The organism is Modicisalibacter xianhensis (genome assembly GCF_900113605.1).
GTDB lineage: Bacteria > Pseudomonadota > Gammaproteobacteria > Pseudomonadales > Halomonadaceae > Modicisalibacter > Modicisalibacter xianhensis.
In genome coordinates, this window is sequence record NZ_FOPY01000002.1 from 248,002 (window position 1) to 260,014 (window position 12,013).

The 12,013-nt window shown below is 61.1% G+C and carries 12 protein-coding genes; 5 read left to right on the top strand and 7 right to left on the bottom strand.

Annotated features, from left to right (window positions below; genetic code table 11):
* Window positions 1–9 precede the first annotated feature (9 nt).
* On the bottom strand, window positions 10–1,311 hold the full coding sequence (locus BM194_RS03020) for an ATP-grasp domain-containing protein (RefSeq protein ID WP_092843501.1): 1,302 nt from the start codon (window positions 1,309–1,311) through the stop codon (window positions 10–12).
* Window positions 1,312–1,664: 353 nt separating this feature from the next.
* Here BM194_RS03020 and BM194_RS03025 point away from each other — a divergent pair, with 353 nt between their 5' ends.
* From BM194_RS03025 to iadA, 3 genes are read left to right on the top strand one after another with little or no spacing between them, the layout of a single operon-like run.
* Entirely contained in the window at window positions 1,665–2,519 is an 855-nt protein-coding gene (locus BM194_RS03025) for a cyanophycinase (protein ID WP_092843503.1), read from the top strand.
* Window positions 2,516–5,155 (top strand): cyanophycin synthetase, encoded by a 2,640-nt coding sequence (gene cphA / locus BM194_RS03030; RefSeq protein ID WP_092843505.1) that lies wholly within the window; start codon window positions 2,516–2,518, stop codon window positions 5,153–5,155. Before BM194_RS03025 ends, cphA begins: the two co-directional genes overlap by 4 nt.
* Complete coding sequence (gene iadA, locus BM194_RS03035) at window positions 5,152–6,315, top strand: beta-aspartyl-peptidase (protein WP_092843507.1); 1,164 nt, start codon at window positions 5,152–5,154, stop codon at window positions 6,313–6,315. The genes cphA and iadA overlap by 4 nt, the downstream gene beginning before the upstream one ends.
* Before the next feature lie 150 nt (window positions 6,316–6,465).
* On the opposite strand, the gene BM194_RS03040 is transcribed toward iadA, so the two are convergent.
* The 4 genes from BM194_RS03040 to BM194_RS03055 are packed head-to-tail and all read right to left on the bottom strand — an operon-like array spanning window position 6,466 to window position 8,681.
* The gene (locus tag BM194_RS03040) at window positions 6,466–6,945 is read right to left on the bottom strand and encodes a putative zinc-binding metallopeptidase (protein ID WP_244890860.1); all 480 of its coding nucleotides are present in this window, start codon (window positions 6,943–6,945) and stop codon (window positions 6,466–6,468) included.
* A 57-nt stretch (window positions 6,946–7,002) separates the two neighbouring features.
* On the bottom strand, window positions 7,003–7,722 hold the full coding sequence (locus BM194_RS03045) for a uracil-DNA glycosylase family protein (protein WP_092843509.1): 720 nt from the start codon (window positions 7,720–7,722) through the stop codon (window positions 7,003–7,005).
* A 26-nt stretch (window positions 7,723–7,748) separates the two neighbouring features.
* A complete protein-coding gene (locus BM194_RS03050) occupies window positions 7,749–8,189 on the bottom strand; it encodes a VOC family protein (RefSeq protein WP_092843714.1) in 441 nt (146 codons plus the stop codon).
* A gap of 24 nt (window positions 8,190–8,213) precedes the next feature.
* Window positions 8,214–8,681 carry a DUF411 domain-containing protein gene (locus tag BM194_RS03055; RefSeq protein ID WP_092843511.1) on the bottom strand — a complete coding sequence of 156 codons (468 nt, stop codon included), beginning with the start codon at window positions 8,679–8,681 and terminating at the stop codon, window positions 8,214–8,216.
* Window positions 8,682–8,786: 105 nt separating this feature from the next.
* Between BM194_RS03055 and BM194_RS03060 the strand changes: the two genes are divergently transcribed.
* On the top strand, window positions 8,787–9,329 hold the full coding sequence (locus BM194_RS03060) for a DNA-3-methyladenine glycosylase I (protein WP_092843513.1): 543 nt from the start codon (window positions 8,787–8,789) through the stop codon (window positions 9,327–9,329).
* 11 nt (window positions 9,330–9,340) lie between these two features.
* Entirely contained in the window at window positions 9,341–10,405 is a 1,065-nt protein-coding gene (locus tag BM194_RS03065; protein WP_092843515.1) for a metal-dependent hydrolase, read from the top strand.
* Between the two features lie 53 nt (window positions 10,406–10,458).
* Here BM194_RS03065 and BM194_RS03070 read toward each other — a convergent pair whose 3' ends face one another.
* Both BM194_RS03070 and BM194_RS03075 read right to left on the bottom strand, forming a co-directional pair.
* Window positions 10,459–11,067 (bottom strand): FMN-dependent NADH-azoreductase, encoded by a 609-nt coding sequence (locus BM194_RS03070; protein WP_092843517.1) that lies wholly within the window; start codon window positions 11,065–11,067, stop codon window positions 10,459–10,461.
* A 103-nt stretch (window positions 11,068–11,170) separates the two neighbouring features.
* Window positions 11,171–11,923 carry an MliC family protein gene (locus BM194_RS03075; protein WP_092843518.1) on the bottom strand — a complete coding sequence of 251 codons (753 nt, stop codon included), beginning with the start codon at window positions 11,921–11,923 and terminating at the stop codon, window positions 11,171–11,173.
* Between the last annotated feature and the right edge of the window lie 90 nt (window positions 11,924–12,013).

Sequence of the window (12,013 nt, forward strand, 5' to 3'; positions counted from 1 at the left end):
GAAAGGTCGTTAGCCAACGATATCCTCGAACTCGAAATGCAACTGTTCAGCAAGCCGCGCATAATTTTCTTCCAGCGCGGCGTCATCGTCTGCCCCCATCCAGGCGTAAGCCAGGGCATAGCTGTAGCTGTCCTGCTCAGGAAGGGACGACAGGCGCGTACCGACCTCCACTTGCACCGAGATCCGGGCGCCGGGATACGCTTGCTGCAATGCTTCAATTTCCTCGGCGCTTGGTACCCGGCTGACCGTGGCGTCGACGAAGAACACCCGATAGAAGAACGTACCCGCGACCTTGAAGCGTCCTTGACGGCTAGGCATGTCAGGCACCTGCCCTAGCGCCAGGTCGACGGTCACTTGCTGATGACTGACCCCGTCGACCTTGTCGAACAGATCGCAATGCGATTGGGCGATGCGGGTGTTGATCTCCAGCAGCCAGATGTGGTCTTGCACTTCATCCCAGAAGTATTCGATGTTGAAGGCGGCATTATCATAGCCGATATGGGCCATGATCTGGCGGGTGAGCTGCTGCAGCTTGTCCTGGATGGCAGAAGGAAGACGGGATGGGTAGCGATAACAGAAAAAGCTCAGGACTTGCGGATAGCGAATCGAATCGACGATGCCATACGGGACGACGTCGCCTTCGAATACGTAACCTTCAACCGTGCATTGCCAGCCACCGATAATCTCTTCCGCCATGCAATGCCCGCCATCGACTGCGCGTACGTTATCAGGAAGATTGGCGTGTTCCAGCACAAAGTTGAAAGGCTCTGAGATGGTCCCGATGCCTTCACAGAGTCGCGCTGTGGCATAGGCAAAGTCTTCGGGGCTATCGATGCGAAATCCCAGTCGTGAGCCTGACGATTTGATGGGCTTGACGAAGAAGGGAAAATACAGCCCCGCCTCGCCAATATGCTGCAGTGCCTGGGCATCAAAGGGGTCGAAGGCGGTAAAGCGAGGAATGTAGTCACCGATTACCTCACGTTGTACGAGCCGGCTCCAGTACTTGTGCTCGCACTTGAGCAAGCTTTCGAGGCTGGTGGAACGCGTACCAAAGCGTTTGCAGAGCAGCGGCAGCATGGTCGAGACGGGAAAGTCCATGTAACCAATGATGGCATCGACAGGCTCATTGAACTCCCTTAACCGGGCCTCGGCGCTGGCCAGCATGTCTTCGATCGGAAAGATTTCCGTATCGTAGACTTCAGCCGGTTCGATCACACCATGGAAGCGGTAATCTTCAGCCCCACGCAAATTCTCGAGCCGTTCTCGGTTGATGGAATCCAGCCCGACAACAAACACGTTCCGAACACTCATAATTGCCTCCTGGCACGAGCTCGGCTGTTGCAGTCCTTGCCACTGAGACGCAATGGATTGCAGACAGGGTACGGTGCTTGCCCATTCCGGGCTCCAGGCCAGGCATGGGTATTACCGATTATCGAAGCATAGCGGTTTATCGTTGCAGCGCCGGGGCAATACGCGAGAGCGCGGAAATCTCACTATTCCACAGGAGCGGTGTGGTCAGGCCAGGGGCCGTTAATAATCTGGCTAGGGTGATTGCCGGCTGTTATAAGTGAGGTGGTAGGCTAACGCATCATGCGATACGACATTACCGGTAGCGGTAATGATTCAGCGTTTCCTCAAAAGCGTCGCTGGGCGGCGAATGGAATATGGTTTCACACCCCCCGACCGTTTCCGGCCACATCGTGGCCATTGGCGGTGCCGAGGACAAGACCTCCGAACTCGCTATCCTTCGACGGGTTTTCGAGCTTGCCCCTCAAGACAGTGACGAAGTGGCCGTTATCGCCACGGCCAGCAGTATTCCTGAACAACTTTTGCCCTGCTACGAAGCGGCTTTCTCTCGCCTGGGGGCGAGCCAGGTCCATGCGCTAAATATCCAGGATCGCAAGCAAGCCGCCGATGCCGACAACGTGCAGTTGATCCAGCGAAGTGGCGTGATTTTCTTCACCGGAGGCGATCAGCTTCGCCTGACCAATGTGCTAGGTGGGTCAGCCACACTCCGGGCTATCCGCGAACGCTTGAGGGTTGGCGCCGTCGTGGCAGGGACCAGTGCCGGCGCCGCGGCCATGCCAAGCACAATGATCTATAACGGTGCGGCGGCGGACGCCCTGCGTAAGGGGGCGGTCAACATGACCTTCGGCCTGGGCTTCGTCCGCGGCATGGTCATCGATAGCCATTTTCTCGAGCGTGGGCGATTCACGCGCCTCATGGAGGTGGGTGCCAGCAACCCCGAGCAGCTGGGCGTCGGCATCGGCGAGGATGCAGGGGTCATCATCCACCCGAACCGCATTCTGGAAACCATCGGGCCGGGGCATGTCATCATCATCGATAGTCGGGACCTGGCGAGTTCCAATATCGCGGAACTGGCCATGGGCGAGCCGGTCGCCATCGAGAACATGATCCTGCACGCGATGGTCAGCGGTCATGGGTACGACATCGATGCGCGGCGCTATCTCGTCGCTGACGAACTCAATGCCATCCTGGCGCAAGGACAAGCGCGATGAACATCCTTGAGCACCGGGCGCTACGCGGCCCGAATTACTACAGTCGCTACCCAGCCATTTACATGCGCCTGGATATCGGTGAGCTCGAAGAACGGCCGAGCGATACCGTGCCCGGCATCGTCGATCGCGTCACCGAGCTTTTGCCGACGCTCTACGAACATCGCTGCTCGGTAGGCCGAGCTGGCGGGTTTCTGGAACGCCTTGAACGCGGCACCTGGGCCGGTCATGTGGTAGAGCATGTCGCAATCGAGCTGCAGAACCTGATCGGCTTTTCGGTGGGTTACGGCAAGACGGTCGACTCCTACGACACCGGCATTTATAACGTCGTCTATCGCTACCGGGACGAGGCCTGCGGCCTGGCCGCCGGCGTGGAAGCCGTCGATATCGTCACCCGGCTTTTCGATGGCGGGGAAATCGATATTTCGTCAGTAGTGACCCGCCTCAAGCATGTTCGAGACGCCCATGTGCTGGGGCCATCCACTGCATCGATCGTGAATGCCGCCGTACGCCGTGGAATTCCCTGGGCTCGCCTCGACGAGGACAGCAGCTACGTTCAGTTGGGACACGGGCATCGGCAGCAACGGATCCAGGCGACGGTGACCGGTCGCACCAACCTGATCAGCCATGGTATCGCTGACGACAAGCACTGGACCAAGCAAGTGCTCGGCGATGCCGGCGTCCCCGTGCCGCAAGGGCGCGTTTGCCACTCGATCGAGGACGCGCTCGACGCTGCCCTCGATATCGGCTATCCCGTTGTCGTAAAGCCGCTGATCGGCAATCACGGCCGCGGTGTCAGTACGGACATACTCGACGAACCGGCATTGCGAGACGCGTTCGCTGCCGCCTCGCAGCGGAATTCCTCGGTAATCGTCGAAAGGTTCGTCAAGGGCGAAGATCATCGCTTACTCGTGGTCGATGGCAAGCTTGTCGCCGCCGCCCGGCGGCGCCCGGCACATGTGGTCGGTGATGGACAATCGACGCTGCAGACACTGATCGACAGGGAGAACCAGGATCCACGTCGCGGCATCGGCCATGAAAACCTGCTGACCCAGATACACGTGGACGAGCAATCGCATCGACTGATCGCCCAGCAGAGCCTGACCCTGGAGAGCATCGTCCCCAACGATGAGGTCATATACCTGAAGCCCACGGCGAACCTGAGTACCGGGGGCACAGCGACGGATGTCACCGACGATGTCCATCCTGAAGTGAAGTACACGGCAGAGCGCATCGCCCGCCTGGTCGGCCTCGATATCATCGGCATCGACCTGCTCGCCGAGACCCTGACCCGCCCCTTGGATGAGCAGTCTGCCGCAGTGGTCGAAGTCAACGCCGGGCCGGGGTTTCGCATGCATCTGTCACCGACCCATGGCACGGGCCGCGATGTCGGCCAGCATGTGATCGAGATGCTCTTTCCCGATAGCGAAGACACCGGACGGATACCCATCGTTGCGGTGACCGGAACCAACGGAAAGACCACTACGGTGCGCCTGATCTCGCACTTGCTTCGCCAAGCGGGGCGCAGTGTCGGCATGGCCTGCACGGGGGCCATCGAGATCGATAACCATACCATCATGCGTGGCGACTACAGCGGACCACAGGCGGCCGCGACCGTACTCCGCGAGCCCACTGTCGAGTATGCCGTGCTCGAGGTCGCAAGAGGCGGCCTCATGCGTCGCGGGTTGGGCTTTGATGAGTGCCAGGTCGGTGTGCTGCTGAACATTGCCAGCGATCACTTGGGAGAAAACGATATACGCACCCTGGATGAACTGGCGCGCTGCAAGAGCGTGGTGATCGACGCGGTCCGCCACGAAGGGACGGCCGTACTCAATGCTGATGATCCGCGCGTACTGGCGAGCCAGGAATGGGCCAGAGGAGAGGTGATCTACTTTTCCCTGGACCCCGACTCACAGCCTGTCCGTGAGCATGTGCAAGCCCACGGCGTCGCCTTCACGGTGCATGACGAGTGTATCGTGATGCGCCAGGGCAGTGTCGAAGCCTCCATCATCCCCGTGGTGAACGCCCCCATCACCTTCGAAGGCCATGCCCGTTTCAATGTTGCCAATGCCTTGGCCGCCAGCGCCGCGGCCTACGCCCTGGGGCTAAGCATCGCCGACATCCAGTTGGGCCTGCAGACGTTCCACTCAACGCCGGGACAGAATCCGGGACGCACCAATTTCATCGACGCCGGCGACATGAAAGTGCTGATCGATTACGGCCACAACGTGCCGGCGCTCGAAGCGCTGAGCGAACTCGTGAGCCGTATTCCCGCTCAGCGGCGCATTGGCGTGGCAAGCGCCCCGGGCAACCGCCGTGACGAGGACCTGTTCAGCCTGGGTGTGCAACTCGCCAACATGCATGACATCGTCTTTCTCTATGAGACTGATCCGCGTGGTCGTTCCGAGGGCGAAACCGTCAGCCTGTTGCGCGCCGGGGTGGAATCGATGCCTGGCGCCTGCCAGGTCGAGGTGATCATGAAAGAACGCCACGCTGTCGACAGGGCATTCGAGGAAGCCAGGACAGGAGATCTGCTGGTGCTGCTGATCGAGGATATCGATAGCGCCACCGAGCGCTTGCGTGGACGGCAGTTTCTACCCGATGCCCGGATGGATGATGCTGCCGGTGGACGATCATGATGGCCGGCAACGAGCAACATGCCCAGCTCATGACACTGTTGCGTGTCGGCGGCATTTTTTCACCCGAGCGGCTCGAGGCGACCGATATCCTCATGGCCGGCGGGAAAATCATCGCCTTGGGACAGGATCTGGATGTTCCCACTGGCTGGCCTATCGGGGTCGTCGAGGCGCGTCATCTAATCGCCGTTCCCGCCTTCATCGACCAGCATGTCCATGTCACCGGGGGCGGCGGTGAAGGCGGTTGCGGCACCCGTTGCCCGGAAATTTCGGCCCAGGAAATCGCCTCGATGGGGATCGCCACGGTCGTGGGGGTGCTTGGCACCGACGGCATCAGCCGCTCCCCGGCCGAGCTGTTGGCCAAAGTGCGCGGGCTGATTGCCGAAGGCATCTCGGCCTACATGTATACCGGTGCGTATCGTGTACCACCTCCCACGTTGACCGGCGACCTCCAGCGTGATCTGGCCTGGATTCCTGAAGTCATCGGCTTGGGCGAAATCGCTATCTCGGATCACCGATCGAGCCAGCCACGTCAGGATGAAATCGAACGGATCGTCAGCGATACACGTGTCGGCGCCATGCTGGCCGGCAAGCGAGGTATCTGCCATTTCCATCTCGGTGATGGCAAGCGGGGCCTGGAACCGCTGCGCAGGTTGCTATCCGAGACCGAGATTCCCGCCGATCAGGTCATCCCCACCCATGTGAATCGCCACCCTGCCTTGCTCGAGGAAGCTGCAGATTATGCGCTGACGTTCACCGCCAGCGTGGATGTCACCGCGTTCGAAGATGCCGGTGACGGCCTCTCCAGCTTTGACGCAGTGTCTCGGTTACTCGAGCGCGGCGTTCCTCCGGAGCGCATCACCATGAGTTCCGATTGCAATGGCAGCTTGCCTGAATTCGATGCTGAGGGGGCGTACATTGGCATGAAAGTGGCGAGAAACACGGCCCTGATTGCGGATTGGCAGCGCCTCGTTCGAGAAGGTGTGCTGCCTCTCGAAACGGCCTTGGGCCTGATTTCGGGCAATGTCGCCCGAGTACTCGGTTTGCAGGCCCACAAGGGGCGCTTGGCCGCCGGCCTGGATGCCGATATCACCCTACTTGATGATGACTTCCAGCCACGTCAGACCTACGTGGCTGGGGTATGTCGTTATTCCGCTCAGTAGATGAGTGTGACGCGGTGTCACTAGGTTGACGTAGTGACTCGGCCCTTACATTCCCTTGGCACCCCGACGCAGCCAGTCATGCACGAAGGCAAGCTTGCGTCTGGAAACATTCGACAGCACGAAAGGATAGATGTCGGAAAGTCCCATGGATCAGTTGACGTTGTTGATCCCCATGCTGAGGTCAGCTGCAACATAGATCAGGCGTGCGGCATCCGGCTCCGAATACGGGTCCCAGTTGAAGTGCGGCAGTTGGGACGAAGACAGGCCTGCGGCAACGAAGCTATCGGCAATATCAGTCAGGTGCAGCAAGTGCCCGGCGGTTTCGGCCCAGTCCTCGAGCGGATGGGCAGGGGCGTAGGTGGTCAAGAAGCTCTGTTTCCAGTCGGCAGGCGGCCCGTCGTAGTGACGCTGGCGCGCAGCAGGATAATCTGCCCGTTCATCACCGAACATGTCACGGAGGGTATTCAGGAAATCGTCGCACAGACTGAGGCGCCACCAGAGCATGTGCGCGATCTCGTGACGCATATGGACGATCATGGTCCGGTAGGATTCCTCCAAGGCCTGGCGACGGGTGGTTCTCAGCACCGGGTCCGCCTCGTCGACACTGATGGCCCCCTCGGCATGCCTCATGGGCGAACTCACCAGTCGCGTAGCGAACGTAAATGACTGATAGTTACAGCGTAGCCATCAGGAGATTTTGTACCAGCCGGAACCTAGCCGGCCTGGCGCAACAGGTTGGCCCCCCATCGCTTCGAGCCTTGCTTCCAGCAGGCCGGGAAAGCGCTTGAACCATGTCTGATTCAGCGGTGAGGGATGCGGCAAGGGGGCGAGCCGGAACTCGGCCTCACGGCCATCCTCCAGGACCAGTGTCGTGGTGTGGCTTTCCTCAAAGCGATCCTCGCGCTTCCAGAAATCCTCCAGCTCCTGGCGTACCGCCTTGGGCTGGTTGATGCCGAACCACAGGAAAGCTTCCCGTCCCAGGGTGATCAGCTCCCGGCCTTGCCATTGGTCAATCAGGACCTGCGCCATCAGCGGTTGGAAGCGTTTCTTGACGGCCATCGACCAGGCCTTGTTGCCGATGGGCTTGTAGGGCACGGTATTGGCCCAGAAGGCCAGCCGGCCGATCTCGCGAGAGGCCTCGAAGTCGGGCAGCGCCGTCCCGTGAATCGCCCGGTACAGGCCTTCGCGAACCTTTTGCCCGCCGGCGCCGATGAACGGCTCTCCCCAGCGAACTTCCTGCTCCCCTGGGTCGCGGCCGAAGAAGCCGATTGGTGCATCGCGAGGCCCCAGGCCGATGATAGGCTCATGCGGATCGCGTCCATGCTTCTCGTAGGCCGCAAGGTCGACGCCATCCAACTGCTCTGCCTCTCGGCGAAACGCGGCGTGCAGCGACTCATCCAGTGGCATGATGCTCCTCCCTGAGCCTCGGTGATTCACCAGGTGCCGGTATTTTCCATCGACGCCCAAGGTTCGCGGGGTTCCATGGCATCGCCTTTCTGCAGCAACTCGATGGAGACTCCGTCCGGTGAGCGCACGAACGCCATGTGCCCATCGCGTGGTGGACGATTGATCGTCACGCCGTTGGCCTGCAGGTGATCGCACAACGCATAGATGTCGTCGACCCGATAGGCCAGGTGACCGAAGTTGCGACCCCCGGTGTATGTCTCGGGATCCCAGTTGTAGGTCAGTTCGACCATCGGTGCCCGATCCTCCCTGGCACGTGAAAGGTCGTCTGGCGCCGCCAGGAACACCAGCGTGAAGCGCCCCTTCTCGCTTTCCTTGCGGCTGACCTCCTCGAGGCCGAGCAGATCGCAATAGAAGTGCAGCGATGCCTCGATATCGCTGACGCGTACCATGGTATGCAGATACTGCATGTTCATTCTCCGTTTTCTTTTCGCTTAGGCATCGTGCGTGTAGCGCTGATAGACGTCGATATCACCGTCCTCCTGCCAGGCATAGACGGCATAGTCATCGACACGTCCGGTTTCCATGCCCGGCGATCCATGCGGCATGCCCGGCACGGCGAGACCGCTGACCTCGGCCTCGCTGTCCAGCAGGCGCTGAATATCCGCCGCCGGTACATGCCCCTCGATCACGTAGCCGTCGATCACGGCCGTATGGCAAGACACCAGCCGCTGCGGCACGCCATGTTCGGCCTTGATCGCGCCCATGTCCTGGCTGGCATGCAGCTGCACCTCGAAGCCGGCACTCTCGAGATGTTCAGCCCAGGCGGTACAACAGCCGCAGTTGGGATCCTTCCAGACTTCGGCAACGGGGCCGGCCCAGGCCGACCCGGCCATCATGCCCAATACGAGGCCGGCCATCCCCCGGCGCCACTGACGCGACAGCGATACTTGTCCTTGCATGATTGTCTCCTGCTTTGGCGATTGCCGCATACTACGGCATGATGGCCCATTAGCCATCGGCTTGCCGATGTGTCCCTGTCAGCCCAACGCCGATAGAGAGTTCCCATGGCCGATTACTGTGACCTGGCGCCGACGCATCCAGTTCACCAACCCTACCACGATAACGAATATGGCTTCCCGGTCGAGAATGACGATGCCCTGTTCGAGCGCCTGGTACTCGAGATCAACCAAGCCGGCCTGTCATGGTTGACGATCCTCAACAAGCGCACGGCGTTTCGCCAGGCATTCGATGGCTTTGCCATCGCCCGGGTGGCCGGCTATGGCGAGGCCGATCGCGAGCGGCTGCTGACCGATGCCGGGATCATTCGCAACCGCCTGAAGATTGATGCCACCATTCACAACGCCGGTGTCATCCTTGGCTTGCAGTCCGAGCATGGCAGCTTCAAGGCCTGGCTGAACCACCATCATCCACTGCCGCTCAACGACTGGGTGCGCGTATTCAAGCGTACCTTCCGCTTTACCGGTCCGGAAATCGTCAACGAATTTCTGATGAGTACCGGTTACCTGCCGGGAGCACACCGCGAGGACTGTCCGGTACATGCCAGGATCGTCGCCTGCCGCCCCGCCTGGGCCGATAGCAGTCGCTAGGAGCGAAAGCTATGGATTCCCTGACCCAAGCCTGTCTTGGCGCCGCCATCGGCGGTGCCGTGCTCGGGCGTCGGCTGGGGCGCAAGGCCGTACTCGCCGGCGCCATCCTGGGCACCCTGCCCGACCTCGATGTGGTCATCGACTACGGCGACGCCGTGGCGGACTACACCTATCATCGCGGCTTCAGCCACTCACTGCTGGTGCTGGCTGCGCTGTCGGCTTTGCTTGCCGGGCTGACCGCCCGCCTGGCCCCGGCCTGGGGTATCCCGTTGCGCCACTGGGCGACATTCTATGCCGCCTGCCTGCTCACCCATCCGCTGCTCGACGCTTTCACGACCTACGGCACGCAACTGTGGTGGCCACTGCCCGCATCGCCGGTAAGCTGGGCCAGCATCTTCATCATCGACCCGCTGTACACCCTGCCATTGCTGATCAGCGTCCTTTACGTGCTGGCCCGCGGCCTACGCCAAAGGGCTCTGCACTTGGGACTGGCGCTGTCCACGCTGTATCTCGCCTTCTCGCTTGGCGCCAAGCTGGTGATCGATCAGCGCATGGCGCCGGTGCTTGCCGCACGCGGACTGCAGGAGGCGCCCCGCCTGGTTCAGCCCACGCCCTTCAATACGCTGCTGTGGCGGATCACGGTCGTGGAGGGCGATCACTATTACGAAGCGTTGAGTGGCTTGTTCGATTCGACGCCCCCGACGCTGGAACGTTTTCCGCGAGGCGGCGAGCATGCCGACACTGCCCTGGCACTGCCCAGTGGCCGGCGCCTGCAATGGTTCGCCGGGCCTTTCCTGCGCTACCGGGTCAAGCAGGACAATGACACCGCCTGGCTGATCGCCACCGACCTGCGGCTGGGTTTTCCGGGGTTCCACCCGTTCAATTTCCGCCTGGCCCAACGCGAAGATGGCAAATGGCAGCCGGTCACGACCCGTGAAGTTCCCGGTCGGCCTGCCGATACCGCGGCCCTGATGAAGCTGCTGAACCGCGCCATCACGCCTGACATGAGCCTGTGCCCTTCGGCATTCTTCCAGCCGGAGAAGGTGGCGGGACCGAGCACATGCCCTCCGCCCTGACACGACAAGCCCGGCCATCGAGGCCGGGCTTGTCTCTCTTCTGGGACTAAACGTTAGAGCGTCTCGACCAGCGAATCGATGGCTTGGCGCGCTTCGCGGAGAGCCGCATCGCGACGCCCTTCCCCCATGTTCAGTCCTTCGGCATAAACGAAATCGACCTCAGTGATACCCATCAGGCCTAGCATATGGCGCAGGTGGGGCGTCTGGGAATCCAGCTCGGTCCCCGCATACTGGCCGCCACGCGCCGCCAGGACCACGGCTCGCTTGCCCTCCACCAGCCCCTTGGGACCGTTTTCGGTATAGCGGAAGGTCTTGCCGGCACGCAGGACGCGGTCGAACCAGGCCTTGAGTTGCGAGGGTATGCCCAGGTTGTAGAGCGGCACGGCCAGGACCAGCACATCATAGGCCAGCAGTTCGTCGACCAGAGACTCGGAGCGCGCCGCCAGGTCATGCTGCTGGCTGTCCCGCGCTTCCTCCGCCACCATCCAGCTGGCCACCTCGGTACCGTCCAGGTGCGGCAAGGGCTCGGCGACCACGTCACGCTCAAGCAGTGACAGACCGTCACGTGCCGAGGCACGCGCCTTGAAATGCTCGGCCAGCGCACGCGATTGGCCGTTGTCGCCGAGGATCGAACTGTTGATCAGCAGAACCTTGGATGTCATCGCACGTCCCTCCATTGGGCATTGGGAATGACATCCATTTTATGTGGCATTTTTCAAATGAAAATCGCAAAAAACTGCTTTAATCATTCGATAAATACGAAATCTAGAGTGCCTCGATCCCTTGGCCGCACCCCTGCAGCGTCCGATTCTGCCACTGCAGCGTCACTTGAACCGGATACGGCATGCCACTCATCGAATCGAAACAGGCCTTAGCCTGCAGCCGGGCATGCAGGGGCTGGTCATCCCGCGTACTACGCAGTTGCACGCTAGCCTCCTGGCCATTGGTCAGTCGCTCGATCTTGTAGGGCAATGTCAGCGTCTGCTGACCGTAATCGGCTACCAGGCGCAATTGCGACGTCTGCCGGTCGAGGATCATCATCCATCCCGGCTCATTACCCTTGGCGAAGAAGATCGCATTGGGCCGGGTTTCCCGGGTGGTCGTCTCGCGGCTGACATCCTGCTCACATTCGAGCCGCCCGTTGGCACTCTCGACGACGGCCTTGCTCCCCTTGTTCCAGAATGAGAGGTCATCCTTCACGTAACGTGCCCCGGAAGCGACCACCGCCGGGTCGAGCCGATAGAATCCTTGGCCCGACCACAATCGCAATTCACCCTCGGGAAACGCAGCGATAAGATCCTGCGCCGGCGTGCAACGCCAGGCCACGAACGCCGGCGCACCATCGGCGAAGAAGGCCGACGGCAATAGCGGAGAGGTCGGCTTGGCCTCGACCTGATCGGCCTGGCTTGGCGTGGGCTGATTGAGCTCCTGGACCTTGGACGGCGCGGAGGGTGCCGGTGCCTGTGAGGCACAGCCGGCAACCATCAGCATGGCGGCAAACAGCGGGATGAGACGCATGGTAACTCCTGTATGACGAGGACAACCCCAGCCACCCAGCATAACAAGCGTCCTCCCCCCTCGCTCCCACTCACTGATGGCAATTCTTGC